The organism is Catenuloplanes niger, from assembly GCF_031458255.1.
Classification (GTDB): Bacteria; Actinomycetota; Actinomycetes; order Mycobacteriales; family Micromonosporaceae; genus Catenuloplanes; species Catenuloplanes niger.
In genome coordinates this window covers 6,505,972-6,526,644 of sequence record NZ_JAVDYC010000001.1, presented here as the reverse complement: position 1 = coordinate 6,526,644, position 20,673 = coordinate 6,505,972, and the positions used below count along the sequence as shown (strand labels likewise).

Here is a 20,673-nt window from a genome sequence, read left to right as displayed (position 1 = left end):
CCGAGACGGCATGCGCCGGACCGGCGGAAACAGCGTGGCCCGGACCAGCCGAAACGCCCCGGCCTGGACCAGCGGGAACGCCCCGGCCCGGACCAGCGGGAACAGCGTGGCCCGGACCGGTGCGGGACGCGGGGGTGTCCGGTGAAGGCGCGGGTGCGGGATCGCCGGGTATATCTGAGCGGGCATCCGGTCCTGTTCGCGCTGTTGGCGGCGGTGCGGCGGCGGCCGGTGACACGGCTGGGCGGGACGCTACTGGTCAACGGCACCGAGGAGTTCATCGAGGCGATGACGCGGGTCCCGCTGGACCGGCGGGCGGACGGCACGACCGGGGCGATCGCCCGCGACCTCGCCGACGCGGATCTGCTCTTCGACCAGGAGGGCGCGGCGCACCGGAACGCGCGGCGTGACCTGGCGGCGCGGCTGAGCAGCGCGGGAGTGGAGCGGCTGCGGCCGGTGTGGCGCGCGGTGCTGGACCGGCGGCTCGGCGTGCTGCGTGACGGCGGCCGGATCGATCTCGTGGACCTGACCGCGGAGCTGGCCGGCAGCACGGCCGCGGCACTGCTCGGCATCGACGCCGACCCCCACGAGCTCTCCCGGGCCGCGCGCGCCGCGGCGGCGGCTGCGGCGGCCCGCGCCCATCTGCCGGGCCTCCGCCTGCCGACCCGGCGCGGCCACGACCCGGCCACCACGGCGAAGCGGCTCACCACGCTGCTCGCGAACGCGCCTCGCGTCGCGCCGCCGGCCACCGGCCTGCCGGCGAGCGACTGCCCGGAAGCGCACGCGCCGTCGGCCGGAGCCCGGCGCCCGACCAGGGAAAGACCGGCCGGCTCCCCGGCCACTGATCTCTCCCGGTACGACGGCAACACGCGGCCCGACTCCGACACCGGGCACACCGGCAACACGGGGCACGACGACAACGCCCGGCACGAGGGCGACGCCCGGCACGAGGGCGACGCCCGGCACGAGGGCGACGCCCGGCACGAGGGCGACGCCCGGCACGAGGGCGACGCCCGGCACGAGGGCGACGCCCGGCACGAGGGCGACGCCCGGCACGAGGGCGACGCCCGGCACGAGGGCGACGCCCGGCACGACACCGGCACCCGGTCGGAAAGCGGCGCCGGGCCGAACGGTGACGCCGGGCCGAACGGTGGCGGCGGGCCGAACGGTGGCGGCGGCGCACCGGCGGAAGCCGGGCCGGAGATGGGGGCCGGACTGGCGGCGATGTTGGCGGTGGCAGCGATCAACACCACGGTCGCGGCGATCCCACGGGCCGTGGCCTGGTGTGCCGACGACGGGCTGTGGGAGCACGCCGAGGCGGGCGGAGAGCGACTGGACGCACTGGTCGCGGAGTTGCTGCGGGTCGTCGCGCCGACGCCGCTGCTACCGAGGGCCGCGGGCGGCGCGGGTGTGATCGGCGGCTGCCCGGTGGCGCACGGCGATCGCCTGATCCTGGTGACCCGGCACGCCACCGGCGCACACCACCGCGACCCGGACCCGGCGGATCCGGCGCTGCCGCACGTGGCGCAGCTCGTCTTCGGTACCGGCCCGCACGCCTGCCCGGGCGCCGGTCTGGCCCGCGCGCAGCTGCGGGACGTGCTGGCGGCCCTCGCCCCGCTGCGCCCGTCGGTCGTCACCGCCCGCCCGGACCGCGGGGCCGCCCTCCCCGGCTGGCGCGTTCTCACCGTCGAGGCAACCAGCCCGCCCGCACCCGGCGACCCGGCTTCACCCGGCGACCCGGCACAGCGCCAAGGCCTGGTCCCGTGGCACCCGCTCGTCGTGGCGCCCGCAAGGCTCACCGCCCCCGGCGGCCCCACCGGGACTGCCGGCCCCGCCGGATCCGGCAGCCCCACCGGGCCCGGCGGCTCGACCGGACCCAGCGGGCCGGCTGCGAACGGCGGCCCGGCTTCGAACGGCGGCCCGATCGACAGCAGTGGTCCGGCCACGGGCAACGGCCCGGCCACGGGCAACGGCCCGGCCCGGTCCGACGGCTTGGCGGCGGGTGGCGGGGCGGCCGGAGCGGGTGAGGGACGGTGATCGGGCCGGGGGTGCGGGTGGCGGTGACCGGAGGTAGTGGCTTCTGCGGGGGTTACGTGGCCCGGGCCGCGCGGGCCGCGGGCGCCGACGTGTGGTGTCTCGGGCGGCGGCCCGGGCCGGACGGGACGCGGCACGTGCGGTGGGACGCGACCGCCGGGCCGCCGGACCTGAGGGGTGCGGACGTCGTGGTCCATCTCGCGGCCGCGGTCGGCGATCCGGCGCCGGGGCGGCGGGCGGAGCGGGCGTTCCACGCGGTCAACGTGGACGGTGCCCGGCGGTTGCTCGACGCGGCCGGTGGACGGCCGGTGGTGTGGGTGAGCAGCGGCAGTGTGTACCGGGCGCATGACGGCGTGGTCACCGAGGATCATCCGGTGGACCGGCAGCGCACCGCTTACGGGCGGACGAAGGCGGCCGGGGAGCGGCTGGCGCTGGACGCGGGCGCGGTGGTGCTGCGGCCGCGGGCGGTCTACGGGCACGGTGACCCGCACCTGCTGCCCCGGCTGCGGCGGGCGGTCCGGCGGGGCGTGATCCGGCTGCCCGGGCCGGACACGATGCTGAGCCTCACCGCGGTGGAGAACCTGGCGGACGCGTGCCTGCGGGCGCACGCGTGGCCGGCCGGGCCGTACAACGTCGCGGACGCCCGCCCGTACCCGCGGAACGAGACGCTCGCCCGGGTGCTGCCGCGGGTGCGGGTGCGGACGGTTCCGCTGCCGGTCGCGCTGACCGCGGCGGCGCTGCGGGCGCGTGGCGTGACCCGCTATGCGGTGGAGCAGCTGGCCTACGGCCTGGTGCTGGACATCGGGCGGGCCCGGGCGCGGGGCTGGGAGCCGGTGCGCGACCTCGGCGACTTCCTGCGTGCCACCGAGACCGCCGGCTGACGCCGGTGTCGGCGCGGAACGCGCGGGTGCTATGCGACGCCGAGGCCGTCCGCTGATGTCGGGGCGGGGCCGGGGTGACGTGGCAGGCCGTCCGCCGGAGTCGGCGCGGGGCCGGGCTGGAGCGGGAGATCCTCGGTTACCGGCGCGGGCTCCTGGGGGATCGCCTCGACCGCCTTGGCGGCCTCGGCCATCAGGCCCTCGGACGCCAGCGCGAACGCGGTGAGCGAGCGCAGCAGCGCCCGCCGGGAGCCGGCCGGCATCTTGGTCAGCACCGTCTCTATCGCCACCACCCGCTGCTGTCGCAGGTCCTCCAGCAGGTTCACGGCCGTGGACGTCAGCGTCAGGTGCACCTCGCGCCGGTCGTGCCGGTCGGGGGCGCGGGTGAGCAGGCCGGTCGCGGCGAGCCGGTCGCACAGCCGGCTGGCGGAGGACGGCACCACGTCGAGCGCTTCCGCGAGGCCGCCGAGGTTGAGTCCGGGGCGCCGGGCGAGGATGGTCAGGACCCGGAACTGGGTGGCCGAGACCGGTAGCCGAGGATCGTTCCGTGCCGAGTCGAGCACGTCGAGCAGCGGCCCGACGGCCGCCTCCACGGCGACGGCCAAGTCTGCCACGCTCTTCATAACCCGAGCGCATACCCACGTCCCACGGATTCAACCCGGTGAAAACGAATCAGTCCGTGCCGTGCCAATCGAGGCAGACGATGACGGCGTCGTCGTCCGGGTCCGCGTCGTCGTGGTAGTCCTGCAGTCCGCGCATCACGGAGCCGACCGCCTCGGCCGGCGGCTGCAGCCGGGTGGCCCGCACCGCGGCCAGCATCGATGCCTCGCCGAACGGCTCCCGATCGCCGGGCGCGGCCGCGTGCACGCCGTCGCTGACGATGAACAGCCGGTCGCCGGGTTCCAGCATGAAGGACTGGATCGAGTAGCGGGCCTCGCCGAACATGCCGAGCGGCAGTTGCTGGTCGAGCGTGATCGGCGACAGCTTCGCGCCGCGGATGCGGAACGCGCGCGGCGACCCGGCGTCGACGGCGGAGACCCGGCCGGTGCGCAGGTCCGCCTCCAGCAGCAGCGTGGCCACGTGCTTCTCGCCGCCGTGGTGTGCGAAGACCGTGTCGGAGGCGAGCTCGGCCTGCTCGACGATGTCGCCGCCGGACCGGCGCGCGTTGCGCATCGCGTTGACCGCGAGCCCGGCCAGCGCGGACGCGGCCAGGCCCCCGCCGTACCCGTTGAGGACAGTGATCGTCAGTTTCTCGTCGGTGACCGCCCAGTCGAAGTGGTCGCCGGCCACCTGGTAGGCCGGTTCCAGCTGGCCGGCCAGTTCGAAGCGCGGGTGGCTGAGGCTGCGGCCGGGCAGCAGGTCCCACTGCATCTCCGCGGCCATGGTGAGCCGCTCCCGGCGGCGGGCCCGGCGGTAGCGGTCGGTGTCCCGGTCCGCGGCGCGGATCGCGATCGCCAGCTCGTCCGCGGTCTCGGCGAGCCGGTCGAGGTCGAGGTCGTCGCCGTCCAGCACGAGCACGCCGACGCGCTCACCCCACACCGTGAGCGGCAGGAACACCCGGCCGTCCTCGATGATCAGCTGCTGGCCGGCGAAACAGCGGGCGGAGGCGCCGCGGTCGCGCAGCACGCCGCCGACCGGGTCCTCGTGTCCGTCCAGCACCGGCCAGAGCCCGGAGATGCGGTAGTCGGCGATCAGCACGTCCACGCGCGCGACGCCGTACCACTCACGGAGGTATTCGTCGGCGGCCTCGACCAGCCGGTCCGGGGCGGTCGCCCGCAGCAGCGCACCGAAGTCGTCGTCCGCTGCCATCGACATCACCCCCGCCACACACCTTGCCAGCGGTCCCGCCGCCGGTCCAGGCCCCGTCCCGGGACCAACGGCCCTGTTACCCAGACACGCGGGATTGCAAGACTCGGTTGGACCCCGAGGAGGCTGCCATGGAACGGATCGCGATCGGTTACGACGGCACACCGGAGTCGGAGGCGGCGCTGCGCTGGGCGGCCCGGACCGCGGCGCGGCGACACGGCGCGCTGCGGGTGGTGACCGCCTGGCCGGCCCGGGACCGGGACGCGGCGCGCGCGGCCGGGACGCTGCCGGTCGAGCGGGAGCGGCTGCAGCGCGCGCAGGCGGACGCGATCGACCGGGCCGTGCGTGGCCTGCCGTCGCGTCCGCCGGTCATGCGTGAGCTGATCCTGGGCGAGCCCGAGTTCGCGCTGGCGCACGCGGCCGCGAACGCGGCGCTGCTGGTGCTCGCGCCCGGTCAGCGGATGCCGCGGACCCGGACGACGACCGTGGCGGCACCCGTCACGGAATGATGACCGGCGTCGAGCGGGCGATCTGGATGTCGCGGCCCTGGCCGTACTCGTACGAGTTGACGATCGCGTCCAGCCAGAAGATGTACGGCTCGCCCTTCTTCAGCCCCGTCACGGTCCGCGTGATGGTGGTGCAGCCCTCACCGGCCGGGACGTCCATCCAGTCCGCCGGGGCCTGCTCGCCGTAGTAGATCGTCTGCGGGATCGCGGCCAGCCGGTACGACTGCACGGCCGGGTCGCCCACGTTGACCCAGGTGACCGTGGCCTGGCCGGCGGCGGGCGTGACGGTGAGCCCGTTCAGCACGTTCGGCCGCAGGTTGCCCCGGCATTCCGGCGGCAGCGGGCTGACCGACGCCGAGGGCAGCGGGTCGAGCGTGAGCACGCCGGTCGGGGTGGGGCTGGCGATCGGCGCGCCCGGGGTCGGGCTGGCCGCGCGCGGCCCGTCGAGCACCCGCGTGGTCCAGTCGCCGGCCGCGCCGGCCTCGCCCGAGCCGGCACCGGCCGTGGTGCTCTCCGTGGTCAGCCCGAGCATGCTGCAGCCGGAGAGCGCCAGCAGCAGCGCGACCCCGGCGATGCCGAGGCCGGTGGCCCGTGGGGTGCGGTTCATCGTCCGGCCCTTCCGTGGTCGGCACACCGCCGTCCGTGGCGGTCGTGACTCACGGATCGGCCGGCCCTCACCCGTCCTGAGCCGAACGGTTCCACAGGTCGAGCTGCAGCGCGGTGTGCCGGGGCGGGACGAAGCCGAGCGCGCGGTAACCGGCCTCGCCGCCCGGCGACGCGTGCAGCGACACCCGGGACACGCCGCGCTTGGCGAACCACTCGATCAGGTCCTCCATGCACGCGCGCGAGAAACCCTTGCGCCGGTACGCCGGGTCGGTCGCCACGTTGAAGATGTAGCCGGACTCGCCGCTCAGCGAGTTGGGGCTGGCGATCCGGGTGTCCACGCTGCCGACCGCGCACGCGGCCAGCCGTCCCGGGTCGTCCGGCCGGTCGACCACGAACGCGGCGAGCAGCCCGGCCGAGTCGGCGAGCCGGGCGCGGAACTGCCGCTCCGCGATCTCGCGCCACTCCCCCGGCGGTGGCTCCTCGCCGTCGAACGCGTCCCGGATCATCACGGCCCGCAGCCGCACCAGTTCCGCCGCGTCCGATGGGTTCGCTCGCCGTACCGTGATCATGCACCGACCCTAGCCAACCGACGTCCCGGACGGCCAAACGTTTCGCCCCCGGCGGCACGCGGATCGCGACCGCCGGACGCGGGCGCGGCTCACAGCAGGTTCTTCAGCAGCTGCTCCCCGGCCGGCCACGGGCCGTAGCCGGCCGCGCTGTGCAGGTGGCCCGCGTCCCCCGCGTCGATCAGCTGGGCGCCCCAGTCCAGGGCGTAGTCGCGGGACTCCTCGAACTCGGCGTATGGATCGGTGCGGCTGGCGACCACGATCGCCGGGAACGGCAGCGCGGTGCGCGGCACGTCGATGGCCGGTTCGTCGGGATCGTCCGGGCCGGGCCGCCACTCCGGATCGATGTACGGCGGCGCGACCAGCAGCGCGCCGCGCACCGGCCCGGCGTGCCGGCTCGCCCAGACGACCGTGGTGATGCAGCCGGCGCTGTGCGCGACCAGCACCACGGGGGTGCGCGCGGCGGTGATCGCCCGGTGCAGCGCGGCGACACGCAGCTCGAGGTCGAAGAGCGGGCCGCTGGGGCGGGGCACCCACTGGTAGTCCGGGTTCGCGGCGGCCCAGCGGGACTGCCAGTGATCCGGTGAGGCGGCGCTGCGCCCGGGTACGAGAAGTATCCGTGCCACGGCTCATATCATAGACAACCGTCGCTCCACCGCAGAGTCGGAAGAATGTCACTTCTAGTAGTTGATTCACTACGGAGAGACATGGTAGCCCAACTCGATTGGTGGACAGCAAATATTCTTGAAGAAAAGTGGTTTGAGCCGGAAGGCCAGCGGCTATCAAGGGTGCGCCGAGCCCCCGGTCGATGTCGTGCACCAACCATCGACTCGCGCCCCCGGGGCCCGGAGGACATCGAGGTGCCGGGAGGACCACCATGACCACGACGACGACCCAGGACATGGCCGCGGCCGATACCAAGCCGCAGCCGATCGCCCGTGCCGCGCAGGCGGACAAGGCGACCGAGCTTCTTCAGACGCTGTGTGCGATGCCGGCCGGGCATCCGTCCCGCGAGACACTCCGCGACCGGGCGATCGAGGCATGGCTGCCGCTCGCCCGCCACCTGGCGCTGCGCTTCTCCGGCCGCGGCGAGCCGATGGACGACCTGGAGCAGACCGCGACGATCGGCCTGATCAAGGCGATCGACAAGTTCGACCCCGAGCGTGGCGTCGACTTCGCCGGCTACGCGATCCCGACCATCATCGGCGAGATCAAGCGCTACTTCCGCGACCGGACCTGGGACGTGCGGGTCCCGCGCCGGCTCCAGGAGCTGCGCCTGGCCATCTCCGAGGCGAACAGCACACTGCTGCAGTCGCTCGGCCGGTCCCCGACGGTCGCGGACATCGCCGCGCACCTGAAGGTCACCGAGGAGGAGGTCCTGGAGGGCCTCGAGGGTGCCCGCGCCTACACGGCCACCTCGCTCTCCACCCCGGCCACCGCGGACGGCTCGACGGAGCTGGGCGACACGCTCGGCGGTGTCGACCGTGAGTACGAGCTGGCCGAGCTGCGCGTGGCCCTGGGCCCGGCACTGGCGACGCTGGACGAGCGCGAGCAGAAGATCCTGACGCTCCGCTTCTACGGCAACCTCACCCAGTCGCAGATCGCCGACCAGATCGGCGTCTCCCAGATGCACGTCTCCCGCCTGCTGGCCCGCGCGCTCACCAAGCTGCGCGGCCACTTCGGCCCGGACGGCTACTGACCGTCCCGTCGTACCCCGGACCGCGCGCCGGCCAGGTTCCCCCGTGCCTGGCCGGCGCGCTTTTTCGCGCCCGTCCGGCGCCCGGAATCCGGGCCGCACCCCTCCGGTGCCGTAGACTGCCCTCCCGCACGCCACCCGAATCGAGGAACTCCCGGTGATGATGTCCACCTCCACCCAGCCGGTCCGCATCCTCGTGGTGGACGACGACCCGGGCGACGTGCTCATGATCGAAGAGGCGCTGGAGGCCTCCGGCAGCCCCAAGCACGTCGACGTGGTCAGCGACGGCCAGGAAGCGCTCCAGTTCCTCCGGCGCGAGGGCAAGCACGCGGAGGCCAACCGCCCCGACCTGATCCTGCTGGACCTGAACATGCCGCGCGTCGACGGCCGCCAGGTGCTGGCCGAGGTCAAAGCGGACGAACGGCTCCGGCTGATCCCGATCGTGGTGCTGACCACGTCGAAGGCGGACACGGACATCCTGTCCAGCTACACGCTGCAGGCCAACGCGTACGTGACGAAGCCGATCGACCTGGACGAGTTCGAGAACGTGGTGCGCAACATCGACGAGTTCTTCGGCCAGATCGTGGTGCTGCCGAAGCAGTCCTGGTCCTAGTCGACCAGTTCCTTGATGGCCGCGTGGAAGGCCTCCTGGTGCCGCGCCACGTCGTCGAGCGTGGTGTCCGGGCACATCAGCGCCATGGTGTGGAACGGCGTCAGCAGCACGCCCCGGTTCGCCAGGTAGACGTGCAGGTAGTCCTCCAGTTCGGGGTCCGCCGCGGCCGCCGACTGGGTGCCGTTGCGCGGCGCCGGAGAGGTGAAGCGGTAGTCGACGCGCGCGCCCAGCTGGCACACCGACCAGGACAGGCCGTGGCGGTCCAGGACCAGCCGTACCCCCGCGGCGAACGCCCGGGCCATGGAGATCATGTGCTCGAACGCCGCGTCCGTCAGCACCGAGGTGAGCGTCGCGCGGGTCGCGGCCATCGACAGCGCGCTGCCGGCGAGGGTGCCGCCGACTCCGCCGGCGTCGGCCAGGTCCAGGTCGGAGCGGGTGGCCAGCGCGTCCGCGAGTTCGGTGGTGATGCCGTACGCGGCGGCCGGGACTCCCCCGCCGATGGACTTGCCGATGGTGACCACGTCCGGCTGCAGCTCCCACGCCCGCGTCGCGCCGCCCGGCCCCTCGGAGAACGTGTGCGTCTCGTCGTTGATCAGGTAGGTGCCGTACCGCTGGGTCAGCTCGCGCACCTTGGCCAGGTAGCCGATCTCCGGCGTGACGATGCCGACGTGGGTGAGCGCGGGTTCCATCAGCACCGCGGCCACGTCGCCGTGGGCCAGTTCGCGGGCCAGCCCGTCCACGTCGTTGAACTCGGCGACCCGGCTGGTGGCGAGGACGTCGACCGGCGCGCCGACGGTGCCGGCGCGGCGGCGCGGGCGCCCGTCCGGGCCGGCCACGATCAGCGTCTCGTCGACCGAGCCGTGGTAGCAGTAGCTGTTGACCAGGACGCGTGGGCGGCCGGTGACCGCGCGGAGCAGGCGGATCGCCCACCGGTTCGCGTCGGTCGCGGTGAGCGCGAAGCTCCACAGCGGGAGCCCGAAACGCCGGGCCAGCTCCGCGCCGACCACCTCCGCGTCCTCGGTCGGGAGCATCGCGCTGAGACCGCCGAGCTCGGCCGTCCGGCGGTGCACGGCCTCGACGACCGGCGCGGGAGAGTGGCCGGCCATGGCGGCGGTGTCGCCGAGACCGAAGTCGGCGTGGTCGTGGCCGTCCAGGTCGGTGACGTGGGCGCCGCGGGCCGTCGCCAGGTAGAGCGGGAACCCGGCGGCGGTCTTGTTCGTCCAGGTCATCGGCGTGCGGCCGAAGAGGTGCTCGGCGCGCGCGTAGGCGGCGGCGGAGCGCGGGTTGCGGTCGGCGTAGGTGGCGCGTTCGCGAGCCAGCAGCGTGGCGAGACGCCCGCGATCAATCATGGACGGCCCTCCGATCCGGCGGGTGAGGGCTCCTCAAAATAACAGCCGATCGCTCGGTTTTCAGGGGTCACCTGAACGATAACTTGGCATGCTTCCGACCACCCCAACAACGTAAAGTCACAAGACCGTCGCCGTCCGCTGCATCGGAGGAAGTTGATGGTCGTACGACGCTGGCAGGTCGCGGTCCTGGCCGCACTCAGCGTGGCCGCGCTCGCCTGTGAGGGAGAGGCCGGCGGGGGCGGCGCACCCGGTGCGGACCCGCCCCCGCCCGCCGACGACCTGCCCGCCTCGATGGCCGCGCTGGGTGACTCGATCACCGTGGGCCTCGGCACCTGCGCCACGCTCGTCGGCTGCGTCCGCAACTCCTGGTCGACCGGCTTCGACCCGGACGTGGACAGCCACTACCTGCGGATTCGCGCGGCCAACCCGGACATCACGGACCAAGCGCACAACTTCGCGAAGGCCGGGGCACGCGCGGCCGACCTGGCCGGTCAGGCGGACGCGGCGGTGCGCACCGGGGCGGCCTACGTGACGATCCTGATCGGGGCGAACGACGCCTGCCGCGCGACCCCGGGCGCGATGACGCCGGTGGCGGACTTCCGGGCCCAGGTCGACGCGGCGCTCGGCACGATCCGGGACGGGCTGCCGGAGGCGGAGGTGCTGGTCGCGAGCATTCCGGACGTCTACCGGCTGTGGGAACTCGGGCACACCGACGAGCGAGCGGTCGCGGCCTGGAACCGGGGCATCTGTCAGAGCATGCTCGGCAATCCCACCTCGCTGGCGGACGCGGACCAGGACCGCCGCCGCGAGGTGGACGGGCGGATCGAGGACTACAACCGGGAGCTGCGCCGGGCCTGCCGGGAGTTCGGCGAGCGCTGCCGGGATGACGAGGGCGCCGTGCACCGGGTCCGGTTCACGCTCGACCTCGTCAACCACCTCGACTTCTTCCACCCGAACGTGGCCGGTCAGGCCGCTATCGCGGAGAAGACCTACGCCTTCTGAGCCGGTACGCCGGTACGCCGGTCAGCCGGCGGAGGGCAGGGAGTGCGGCGTGTCGCGGAAGATCTCCACGGCGCGCCGGGCGAGCGCGGTGGTCGCGCTGGAGTTGGCCCAGGTGCCGAGCGCGATCGACGCGCCCGGGATGACCTTGGCGACCATCCGCTTGGCCGCGCGCACGCCGGCCATCTGCGCCAGCCGGACGCCGAGCCGCAGCATCACGCCGGCCAGCGGCTTGCCGCCGGAGCGGGAGAACAGCGCGCTGGCCCGCTCCCGGCCGGCGGCCACGCCCAGCGCGATCCGGGCGGTCTCCGCGACCTTGTGCACCTTCTGCAGGACCAGCAGGTCGGTGGCGCGGTCCGGGTGCGTGGGATCGATGCCGTACGCGGCCGCGATGTGCAGCACCATGCGCGCCTGCGTCCAGGCGAGCACGCCCACGTCCACCACGGCGCCGGGCAGGCCGGCCGCGCCGGAGACCGCGCCGGAGAGCCGGGCGTGGTTGCGGAAGCGCTTGACGGCCCGCTGCGCGAGCACGTCGGCCGGGACGTCCGGCTGGAACGCGCGGGACCGCTCGGCCCAGTCGCGTGCCTGCGGGCCGAGCCGGCGCACCGCCTCCAGCGCCAGGTGTTCCGGCGCGTACTGCGGGTCGCTCTTCATCCGGTCCCACAGCGTGCCGGGCGGCGCCGCGATCGTCTCGTCCTCGGCGATCGGGTCGTCGGCTGCGGGGCTGTCGAATTCATCCGGCGGTACGGTCACGTGTGCGCTCCGGGAGACGTGCGTGGTGGGAAAGGACAGGATGCCCGGCTACCGTCGGCGGCCGGACAGGCGGGTCAGGAGTCCGCGCAGCTTCTGCTGGTTCTGCGGCTTCGCGAGCTCGCGCTGGACGCGCTCGGCGGCCTTGCGGCCCGCCGGGGAGCGCAGGAAGTGCTGGATCCGGTCGACGATGCGTGCCATGACTGCCTCCTGTTGACGGTTCACATGGTGATACCCACGCGCCACGTCACCAGAACCATCCGAGCGCCACTTGACACCCGGCCGCGACACTCAGCACCGCGGCCGCGACCTTCCCGGACGGCATCGGGGTGACCAGCGCGGCCGTGCCGAGCACGAGCAGCGCCTCCTCCGGCGTGAGCGGCATGCCGAGCGCGACGGCCAGCCCGACCAGCAGCGGCGGGACCGGCAGCAGCAGCGCCAGCACCCAGCGGCCGGTACCCAGCGCCAGCAGCAGGACCGCCGCGAACACCGGGGCCCGCAGCACCGCCTCACCCAGCTCCCGCCACGGTTGCTCGGCCAGCGCCGCGGACCCGCCGGTGATGACGTTCGGGCCCCAAGGGGTCTCGCGCAGGCCCTGGAAGAACGTGCCGGCGAACCGCCACTCCAGGAACGCCCAGCCGCACAGGGCGGACGCGGCCGGGAACGTGATCACCAGCGCGGTCGCGCCGGCCAGCCCGGGTGCCGCCGCCGCGCCGCCGAAGCCGCGCCGGCGGATGATCACCACGCTGGTGACCGCCAGCATCACGGTGAACAGCACGGCGGAGACGTCGCACATCACGGCCGCGCCCATGGCCAGCCCGCAGGCGAAGCCGCCGCCGGTGTCGCCGTCCGCCGCGAACCGGACCATCCCGGCCAGCGCCACCGCGAGGAGCGCCACCGTGGCGAACCCGCGGAAGTCGCTGACCGCGAGCGCGCCGAAGCCGGGCATCGCGCCGAGCCCGGTCAGCAGCACGGCGGCCAGCCAGACCGGCAGCCCGTAGCGGCGCAGGCGGTCCCACAGCACGCCGAGCGTCACGCCGGCCAGCAGCGCGCCGGCCACGCCGAGACCGCGGGTGCCGTACGGGGCCAGCCCGGCCACGGCCGCGGGAAGCGGCGGGAACAGTTCACTGACGAAGTTCAGCCGGTCCGAGCCCCACTCGATGATCGTGCCGTCCCGTTCGATCGCCTCGTTGGCGGAGACGTCACCGGTCCAGAGCGCGGCCAGCGCGACGAACGGCACGCTGAGCAGGAACCGGAACGCCCAGTGCCGTACCGTACCCGCGCGTCTCTCGCTCTGTGCCGTTCGCGCCCGCCGCGGCCGCTGGGTGGTCGTGGACGGTGCCCGGGGCGGCCACTCAGGCGTGAACGGGGCCGTCTGCGGGCGGGTGCCCCGCGACGGTACTGAGGCCATGGGTGGTCTTCTCCCAGTAGTGCGGTCGGGTGATCAGCTGCCAGAGCGCCTTGTAGGCGGAGATCGAGTGCATCAGCCAGTAGAGCGGGTTCACCAGACCCCAGGCGACGAGCCGGTAGCGCCGTCGTTTGAACGCGCCCATCATCGACACGTAGATCATCAATGAGTTGCCCAGCAGCAGGTTGACCAGGCCGCTCCACAGCACCCAGCCGGGGAAGTACGGGGAGAGCGTGTCCGGCGGCAGCAGCAGCGAGACGGCGAACAGCACGTACAGCGGCGGCACGCACAGGAACGTCAGCGGGGTGCCGCCGACCAGCAGCGCGAACCCGAACGCGGACCGCGGGCCGATCATCCGCAGCAGCGTGACCGGCTGCCGCAGGTGCACCAGCGTGGTCTGCAGGTACCCCTTGATCCACCGGGATCGCTGCCGGATGAAGTTGCCGTACGCCCGGTTCGCCTCCTCGAACGTGGTCGAGTTGATCACGCTGACCGTCCGCCCGAGCGCGGCCGCCCGGATGCCGATGTCCGCGTCCTCGGTGACGTTGAACGGGTCCCAGCCGCCGAGCCGGCGCAGCGCGTCCGTGCGGAAGTGGTTGGACGTGCCGCCGAGCGGGATCGGCATCCGGCTCGCGTCCAGCCCCGGCAGCATGTAGTCGAACCAGAACGAGTACTCGAGCGTGAACATCCGGGTGAGCGCGTTCTCCTCCGCGTTCCAGTGGTTCAGCGCCGCCTGCACGCAGGCCAGGCTGCGCCCGCCCCGGCCGAACGCGACCACCGCCTTCTTCAGCTGGTCCGGGTCCGGCTTGTCCTCCGCGTCGTAGATGACCAGGAACTCGCCCTTCGCCAGGAACAGCCCGACGTTGCACGCCTTCGGCTTGGTCTGCGGCTGCCCGGCCGGGATGGTGACGAACGTGATGGTCTGCGGTGGCCGGGCCGCCTTCGCCGCGTTCCGCGTCTCGTCGTCCTCCTCCTCGAGCAGCAGCAGAATCTGCAGCTTGGACGGCGGGTAGTCGAGCGCGCCGAGGTTCGCCACCAGGTCACCGACGACGTTCGCCTCGCGGTAGACCGGGACCAGCACGGTGTAGACCGGCAGGTCCACGTCGCGCAGCGCGGCCACGTCCGCCGCGGTGACCGTCTCGAACCGCTCGAACCGCGCGCCGGACAGGCAGATCGCGAACTTGAACCACACGCTGACCAGGAACGCGGCGCCGACGGTGGCGGACAGCGCGACCAGCACCGCACGCGGGTACAGGACGGCGAGCACCACCAGCACCACCGCGGCGACGCCGAAGAACCAGCGCTGGCCGCGACTGAGCACGGTGCGCGCCGAGCGGTTCTCGTCGCGGCGCCACAGGCCGAGGCTCGCCTCCTCCAGCACCAGGCCGCGGAAGCCACGCATCACGGCCACGTCGATGTCGAGACCGGTGACCGCGGCGAACTCCACCGGCGCGTCGCCGAGCCGCCGGGAGATCTCGGTGCGGCGGCGCTCGCTCGGCGCCTCCGCGGTGGCGACCAGCACGGTGCCGTCGTCGCGCCGCCGCACCGGGAACCACGCGCCGGCGACCAGTTCGGTCGGCTGCAGCCCGGCGAGCAGCCGCTCGTCGACCGGGTACTGGTCCAGATCCTCCATGTACGGGATGTCCCAGCCGCGGGCCAGCACGCGGTAGACGTCCAGGCGGCGGACCACGCCGGAGTTGATCAGAATCGTCTCCAGGCGGGCGCCGGTGCGCACCCAGGTCCGCACCGCGTCGGACATCTGCTGCCGGGTCAGCAGCCCGGCATCGACCAGCAGATCCCCGACCGGCACGCCCACGCCCGCCGCGCTCGTCACTCCCACACGATATGACGTAAATTGCCTTTTTTGCGGCGAATCAGACGCTGGCCGGGTTCTGTTCGGCGAGCAGGTCGGAGACCGCGTCCGCGGCCATCGGCCGGGCGAAGTGGAAGCCCTGCGCGTTGACGCAGCCGAGCCCGGCGAGCTCCGCGGCCTGGCCGGGCGACTCGACGCCCTCCGCGACCGTCTCCAGGTGCATCATCCGACTCAACCGCAGCACGGTCTCGGCCACGGCCGCGCCCTCCGGCGTACCGTCCAGCTTCGCCACGAACGACCGGTCGATCTTGAGGATGTCCACCGGCAGCGCGGTCAGGTAGCGCAGCGTGGAGTAGCCGGTGCCGAAGTCGTCCAGCGCGATCCGCACGCCGCGCTCGTGCAGCTTCCGCAACTGCTCGACCGCGACCGGGTCCTCCACCCGCACGCTCTCGGTCACCTCGACGATCAGGTCCCGGTACGGCAGGCCGGCCGCGTCCAGCACGGCGAACACCCGCTCGGCGAGCCCCGGTTCGAGCTGGCGCGGCGACACGTTCACGGCGAGGTGCAGCCGGTGCCCGGCCGCGCGCCACGCCGCCACCTGCCGGCACGCCTGCTCCAGCACCCAGGCGCCGATCTCCCGGATCTCGCCGGTCTCCTCCGCCAGCGGGATGAACGACAGCGGCGGCACCGTGCCGCGCTCCGGGTGCTCCCAGCGGACCAGCGCCTCCACGCCCACGATCCGGCCGTCCGGCAGCGTCGCGATCGGCTGGTAGTGCACGTGCAGCTGGCCGTTGCGGACCGCGTCGCCGAGATCCGCCGCCAGCGCCTCCATGTCCGGGTCGGTGCCGTTGTGCTCCGCGCGCTTCGCCCGGTACATCGACTCGTCGGCCAGCCGCAGCAGCGTGTCCACGTCGTGCTCGCCGGGACCGGTCACCGCGACGCCGATCGCGGCACGCACCTGCACCACCACGTCGCCGATCAGGATCGGCAGCTTCATCTCCTGGCGCAGCCGCCGCACCACCGCCTGCGCGTTCTCCGCCGTGCCGATGTCGTGCAGCACCACCGCGAACTCGTCGCCGCCGAGCCGGCCGACCACGTCCGAGCCGAGCACGGCGCGGCGCAGCATGCCGGCGAACTCGACCAGCATCCGGTCCCCCGCCGCGTGTCCGAGCCCGTCGTTGACCTGCTTGAACCCGTTCAGGTCGGCGAGCAGCACCGCGGTCGACTGGCCGGACCGCTGACCCTTGACCAGCGCGCGGCCGAGCGCGTCGTGCAGCCGGGACCGGTTCGCCAGGCCGGTCAGCCCGTCCGTGATCGCCAGCTCGTGGTTCTCCCGCAGCGTGGCGACCTGCCGCAGCACCACGATGCCGACCAGCAGCAGCGCGCCGAGCACCAGGCCGGTCCACGGATAGATCCGGCCGTCCCGCAGCGCGGCCACCACCAGCAACGACAACCCGGCCACGATGCCCAGGTAGGGCAGCCGGGTCACCGCGCCGCCGGGATCGCGGACCACGGAGGTGCCGGCCGCCCGGGACGCCTCGAACGCGGCGGCCGCGATCAGCGCGTGCGCGGCCATCCAGCAGAAGAAGAGCCACTGCACCACGGCCGGGCCGCCCGGGTGCACGGCCAGGTAACCCAGGTACGTGTTGCCGACGATCTCGAAGAGCAGCGCGGTGCCGAGCAGCACCATCGGCAGCCGGGTGGCGGTGTCCAGGCCACGGACCAGCACCAGCGTCACGCCGAAGAGCAACACCAGGTCGGCGATCGGGTACGCCAGCGCGAACGCCACCGTGTGCCGGCCCAGCGACGTCCCGGCGGTCAGCGCCGGGCCGGTGACCAGGTACCACAGCAGCATCGCGCCGCCGGCCACCACGGCGCTCACGTCCAGCGCCGTCTTCCAGCGCGTGTACTGCCCCCGGGCGCGCCGCGGCATCGAGAGCAGCCCGGCCAGCATCAGCGGCAGGAACACGCCGAGCCGCATCCAGTGGCCCGGGACCGGGAACTCGGTCGAGTTCGGGAACGCGGCGAACAGCACGGACCCGGCGCACAGCGCGATGAGCGCGCCGGTCAGCAACCTCCAGGCGCGACGCGCCGCGGGGTCCGAGCCCGGACGCCGGGCCGCCCGCACCGCGAAACCGATCGCCAGCACGTCCGCCAGCAGCATCGCGGTCTGCGGCACGACCACCGTGCGGACCCCGGCGGGGAGCGGCGCGAACAGCGCCAGCGCGGCGGCTGCCGACACCGCCCCGCCCGTCACACCGTAGAACGCGGCCGTCGACCGTCGCATGGCCCTCCTGCCGTCGGCGATTCCGACTCGTCTCCCATCGGCGGCGTGCGCGCCGAGATGAGGCGCCTGCCGTACACGTCACAGGGGGAATTTGAGAGAATTTCACCGGGAACACCCGGTGACGCGGGAATGAGCCGCGGGACCTGGATGTTGGCCGAATCGGCTTGTTCTTTCCAGGAGGGGGAGAGACCCGTGCTCGATCCGGAGGGGCTCTACCGGCTCACCGACGACCTGCCGACGCTCGCCGAGCTCGACGAACCGGTGCTGGTGCACGCGATGACGGGGTTCGTGGACGCGGGCAGCGCCAGCCAGCTCGCGGTGGACCACCTGCTCAGCACGCTGGACAGCACCGAACTGGCGACGTTCGACGTCGACCAGCTGATGGACTACCGTTCGCGGCGGCCCTCGATGATCTTCGATCGCGACCACTGGGTCAGCTACGAGACGCCGAAGCTCGCGCTGCACCTGGTGCACGACACGGTCTCCGCGCCGTTCCTGCTGCTCGCCGGCCCGGAGCCGGACCTGCAGTGGGAGCGGTACATCGCGGCGGTGATCCAGCTCATCGACCGGTTCCGGGTGCGGCTGACGATCGGGATGACCGCGATCCCGATGGCGGTCCCGCACACCCGCCCGGCCAGCGTCACCGGGCACGCCACCCGGCCCGCGCTGCTCGGCGACCAGGAGTCGTTCATGCAGAAGGTGCAGGTGCCGGCGGCCATCGGCAACCTGCTCGAACTGCGCCTCGGCGAGCAGGGCAAGGACGCCATGGGGTACGCGGTGCACGTCCCGCACTACCTGGCGCAGACCGAGTACCCGGCCGCGGCCGAGACGCTGCTCAGCTCCGTGTCGCACTCGACCGGCCTGCTGCTGCCGCTGGACGGCCTGCGGGCGTCCGCCGCCGAGGTGCGGGCCGCCGTCGACCAGCAGATCGCCGAGGACGACCAGGGGCGCAACCTGGTCGGCGCGCTCGAGCAGCAGTACGACGCGTTCGTCCGCGGCCGCGCCTCGAACAGCCTGCTGGCCAGCCCGGCCGTGGAGCTGCCGACCGCGGACGAGCTGGGCGCCGAGCTGGAGCGTTACCTGGCCGAGCAGGCCCGCGACGACGAGAAGTAGGACGCGCGCGAGGAGCGGGGCCGTGCCATCCGTGGCACGGCCCCGCTCCCTTACCTCACCCCGGCCCTCCGCCCCTGGCCGGAGCGGAGGCCCTGCCCGGGAACGTCGTCACCTGACGTAGGTGAACCCCACGCCCTTGTCGCTGATGCCGCCCGGCCCGGTCACCTGCACGTCGTAGGTGCCCGCGACCCGGCCCGGCAGCGTCGCCCGGAGCTCGGTGCCGGACACCTTCGTGAACGCGATCCGGGTCCCGCCGAGCGTCAGCGCGGTCGCGTCGCCGAACGACGTACCGCCGATGGTGATCGTGATGCTCCGGCCCGCCGTGCCGGTCGTGGCGCTCAGCGAGCTGATCACCGGCTTCGGCGGCGTGACGTAGGTGAACGTCAGCGCGTCGCTGACGCCGCCCGGCCCGGTCACCCGGACCTCGTAGGCGCCCGCGGCCCTGGCCGGGAACGTGGCCTTGACCTGGGTGGCCGAGACCTTGGTGAAGCCCACCCGCACGCCGCCGACGGTGAGCGCGGTGATGTCGCCCAGCGACGTACCGGTGATGGTCACCGGGGTGGCCCGGTGCGTCGGGCCGCTGGTCATGCCCAGCTCCGCGAGGACCGGCCGCGGCGGCGCCAGGTAGGTGACCGTGACCGTGGTGGTGCCGCCCGGCGTCTTGATCACCAGCGGGAGGTCACCGGCCGGGCGGGCCGGCAGCGACAGCGTGATCTTCGTGTCGGTGACGCTGCCGCCGACCGTCCTCCCGTCCAGCGTCATGGTCGCCTTCAGCAGGTTCGCGCCGGTGACGGTGAGCGGCGTGGCCTTGACCGTCGACCCGGTGGCCGTCGCCACGGCGACGGACGGCGCACCCGGCGGCGTGACGGTGAGTGTGACCGGCGCGCTCTTGCCGTACGCCGTGGTGACCGTGACCGGGTAGCCGCCCACGGCCAGCGCCGGCGTGACGAACGTGAGCGAGGTGCCGCCCGCGACCGACTTGACGCCGACGGTCCGGGTGCCGGCCGTGACCGACTTGACGTCGGTCAGGTCGGTGCCGGTCAGCGTGACCGTGGTGCCGCCGTAGAGCACGGCCGAGGACGGGGAGATCGCGGTGACGTCCGGCCCGTTCGGCGTGTAGGTGAACCGCGTGCCGGTGCCGGTCGCGCTGGTCCCGGCGCCGTTGGTGACCGTGACGTCCACCGTGGAACCGGACGTGCCGGCCGGTGCGGTCGCGACCAGCTTCGTCACGCCGCCGACCGTGGTGGCCGAGAACTGGGCCGGCGTGCCGCCGAACCGGACCCCGGTCGCGGTGGCCAGCCCGGAGCCGGTGATCGTGACGGCGCTGCCGCCCGCGGCCGGGCCGCTCTTCGCGGACAGCGACGCCACGGCCGGGGCCGGCTCGGTCTCGGCGGCCGGGGTGTCGATGCCGCTGACCGTGTACGCCCCGTTCACCGCGGACTGCACGAACGACCAGGACAGGTGCGCGTCACCGGCGTTGCCCCAGCCGGTGCCCCAGGAGTTGCGGATCCACACGCCGGCGGTGTCGTAGCCGAGCGCCGCGACCATGTGGCCGCCCAGGTTCGTACCGCTGGTGGTGGTGTAGTTGGTGTGGCCCTTCAGGTACATGAAGTCCTTGAAGACCGGGAACCCGAGCGCGACCGGCTGGCCGGAGGCGAGCGCCGACTTGACCATGGCCTGCGCGTTCCCGCCCTGGTTCGGGCCGACCCAGAGCCGCTGCCAGGCGGTGATCCGGTAGTTCTCCGCGTTCGCGATCTGGTCCGCGGTCGGCGGCGTCTGCCAGCCGGTCGTGCCCTGCCAGTAGTGCGCCTGCGTGTCCACGCCGCCGGCCTGCGCGCGGGACAGCGCGTAGTCCGGGTTCGTACCGGCGCTCGGGGCACCGCCGGCCGCCACCGTGCGCATGTAGAGGAACAGCGGCGCGTACGGCGCGCCGGCCCCGCCCTGCCGCTGCGCGTAGTAGCCCATGATCTGGTGCGCGATCGACCAGGAGACGCACGAGCCGATCTGGCCCTGGTCACCCGGGGCCGGGGCGTACGGGCGCAGGTCGACGACGGCCGGCAGGTCCGCCGCGTTCGCCCGGGCCTCGGCCTTCTTCAGGTACGGGCTCTGGACGTATCCACCGACCGCGTGCGGGAGCCGCTGCGTCCCGGCCGCGGCGGACGCCGGGACCGGGACGGCGGCGACGCCGAGCGCCACCGTGAGTAACAGCAATGCCCTTCGAGTGATGCGCATGCACGGGCTCCTTCCGGGGG

General features: G+C 73.6%; 19 protein-coding genes. 7 read left to right on the top strand and 12 right to left on the bottom strand.

Features of this window, described 5'->3' with window-relative positions; all coding sequences use genetic code 11:
- The first annotated feature begins 228 nt into the window (after nucleotides 1-228).
- Complete coding sequence (locus J2S44_RS29035) at nucleotides 229-2,034, top strand: hypothetical protein (RefSeq protein WP_310420371.1); 1,806 nt, start codon at nucleotides 229-231, stop codon at nucleotides 2,032-2,034.
- 23 nt (nucleotides 2,035-2,057) lie between these two features.
- Nucleotides 2,058-2,912 (top strand): NAD-dependent epimerase/dehydratase family protein, encoded by an 855-nt coding sequence (locus J2S44_RS29030; protein WP_310420369.1) that lies wholly within the window; start codon nucleotides 2,058-2,060, stop codon nucleotides 2,910-2,912.
- A 29-nt stretch (nucleotides 2,913-2,941) separates the two neighbouring features.
- On the opposite strand, the gene J2S44_RS29025 is transcribed toward J2S44_RS29030, so the two are convergent.
- Entirely contained in the window at nucleotides 2,942-3,523 is a 582-nt protein-coding gene (locus J2S44_RS29025) for a MarR family winged helix-turn-helix transcriptional regulator (protein WP_310420367.1), read from the bottom strand.
- 58 nt (nucleotides 3,524-3,581) lie between these two features.
- Nucleotides 3,582-4,718 (bottom strand): PP2C family protein-serine/threonine phosphatase, encoded by a 1,137-nt coding sequence (locus J2S44_RS29020; RefSeq protein ID WP_310420366.1) that lies wholly within the window; start codon nucleotides 4,716-4,718, stop codon nucleotides 3,582-3,584.
- 128 nt (nucleotides 4,719-4,846) lie between these two features.
- On the opposite strand from J2S44_RS29020, the gene J2S44_RS29015 reads away from it, so the two are divergent.
- Nucleotides 4,847-5,224: a universal stress protein gene (locus J2S44_RS29015; RefSeq protein ID WP_310420364.1), complete on the top strand. Its 378-nt coding sequence runs from the start codon at nucleotides 4,847-4,849 to the stop codon at nucleotides 5,222-5,224.
- Here the strand turns inward: J2S44_RS29015 and J2S44_RS29010 are convergent.
- From J2S44_RS29010 to J2S44_RS29000, 3 genes are all read right to left on the bottom strand, one after another.
- Entirely contained in the window at nucleotides 5,214-5,828 is a 615-nt protein-coding gene (locus tag J2S44_RS29010; RefSeq protein ID WP_310420362.1) for a hypothetical protein, read from the bottom strand. The two genes, J2S44_RS29015 and J2S44_RS29010, sit on opposite strands and share 11 nt — an antisense overlap.
- 67 nt (nucleotides 5,829-5,895) lie before the next feature.
- The gene (locus tag J2S44_RS29005) at nucleotides 5,896-6,396 is read right to left on the bottom strand and encodes a GNAT family N-acetyltransferase (RefSeq protein ID WP_310420360.1); all 501 of its coding nucleotides are present in this window, start codon (nucleotides 6,394-6,396) and stop codon (nucleotides 5,896-5,898) included.
- Between the two features lie 89 nt (nucleotides 6,397-6,485).
- The gene (locus tag J2S44_RS29000; RefSeq protein ID WP_310420358.1) at nucleotides 6,486-7,019 is read right to left on the bottom strand and encodes an RBBP9/YdeN family alpha/beta hydrolase; all 534 of its coding nucleotides are present in this window, start codon (nucleotides 7,017-7,019) and stop codon (nucleotides 6,486-6,488) included.
- Between the two features lie 275 nt (nucleotides 7,020-7,294).
- Between J2S44_RS29000 and J2S44_RS28995 the strand changes: the two genes are divergently transcribed.
- Both J2S44_RS28995 and J2S44_RS28990 read left to right on the top strand, forming a co-directional pair.
- Entirely contained in the window at nucleotides 7,295-8,092 is a 798-nt protein-coding gene (locus J2S44_RS28995) for a SigB/SigF/SigG family RNA polymerase sigma factor (protein ID WP_310429980.1), read from the top strand.
- A 157-nt stretch (nucleotides 8,093-8,249) separates the two neighbouring features.
- A complete protein-coding gene (locus J2S44_RS28990; protein ID WP_310429978.1) occupies nucleotides 8,250-8,702 on the top strand; it encodes a response regulator in 453 nt (150 codons plus the stop codon).
- On the opposite strand, the gene J2S44_RS28985 is transcribed toward J2S44_RS28990, so the two are convergent.
- Entirely contained in the window at nucleotides 8,699-10,051 is a 1,353-nt protein-coding gene (locus J2S44_RS28985; RefSeq protein WP_310420356.1) for a transaminase, read from the bottom strand. The genes J2S44_RS28990 and J2S44_RS28985 overlap by 4 nt on opposite strands.
- A 156-nt stretch (nucleotides 10,052-10,207) precedes the next feature.
- On the opposite strand from J2S44_RS28985, the gene J2S44_RS28980 reads away from it, so the two are divergent.
- Nucleotides 10,208-11,053 carry an SGNH/GDSL hydrolase family protein gene (locus J2S44_RS28980; RefSeq protein ID WP_310420354.1) on the top strand — a complete coding sequence of 282 codons (846 nt, stop codon included), beginning with the start codon at nucleotides 10,208-10,210 and terminating at the stop codon, nucleotides 11,051-11,053.
- A gap of 21 nt (nucleotides 11,054-11,074) precedes the next feature.
- Here J2S44_RS28980 and J2S44_RS28975 read toward each other — a convergent pair whose 3' ends face one another.
- From J2S44_RS28975 to J2S44_RS28955, 5 genes are all read right to left on the bottom strand, one after another.
- Nucleotides 11,075-11,755, bottom strand: coding sequence for an EcsC family protein (locus tag J2S44_RS28975; RefSeq protein WP_310429976.1), 681 nt, complete (start codon nucleotides 11,753-11,755; stop codon nucleotides 11,075-11,077).
- Between the two features lie 96 nt (nucleotides 11,756-11,851).
- Nucleotides 11,852-12,001, bottom strand: coding sequence for a hypothetical protein (locus J2S44_RS28970; RefSeq protein ID WP_310420352.1), 150 nt, complete (start codon nucleotides 11,999-12,001; stop codon nucleotides 11,852-11,854).
- Between the two features lie 46 nt (nucleotides 12,002-12,047).
- Nucleotides 12,048-13,211: a hypothetical protein gene (locus J2S44_RS28965; RefSeq protein WP_310420350.1), complete on the bottom strand. Its 1,164-nt coding sequence runs from the start codon at nucleotides 13,209-13,211 to the stop codon at nucleotides 12,048-12,050.
- Entirely contained in the window at nucleotides 13,156-15,042 is a 1,887-nt protein-coding gene (locus J2S44_RS28960) for a glycosyltransferase (protein WP_310420348.1), read from the bottom strand. The genes J2S44_RS28965 and J2S44_RS28960 overlap by 56 nt, the downstream gene beginning before the upstream one ends.
- A 40-nt stretch (nucleotides 15,043-15,082) precedes the next feature.
- A complete protein-coding gene (locus tag J2S44_RS28955) occupies nucleotides 15,083-17,308 on the bottom strand; it encodes a putative bifunctional diguanylate cyclase/phosphodiesterase (protein WP_310420346.1) in 2,226 nt (741 codons plus the stop codon).
- A gap of 192 nt (nucleotides 17,309-17,500) precedes the next feature.
- Here J2S44_RS28955 and J2S44_RS28950 point away from each other — a divergent pair, with 192 nt between their 5' ends.
- Complete coding sequence (locus J2S44_RS28950) at nucleotides 17,501-18,421, top strand: proteasome assembly chaperone family protein (protein WP_307245021.1); 921 nt, start codon at nucleotides 17,501-17,503, stop codon at nucleotides 18,419-18,421.
- A 108-nt stretch (nucleotides 18,422-18,529) separates the two neighbouring features.
- Here J2S44_RS28950 and J2S44_RS28945 read toward each other — a convergent pair whose 3' ends face one another.
- On the bottom strand, nucleotides 18,530-20,653 hold the full coding sequence (locus tag J2S44_RS28945) for an IPT/TIG domain-containing protein (RefSeq protein ID WP_310420344.1): 2,124 nt from the start codon (nucleotides 20,651-20,653) through the stop codon (nucleotides 18,530-18,532).
- Nucleotides 20,654-20,673: the final 20 nt, after the last annotated feature.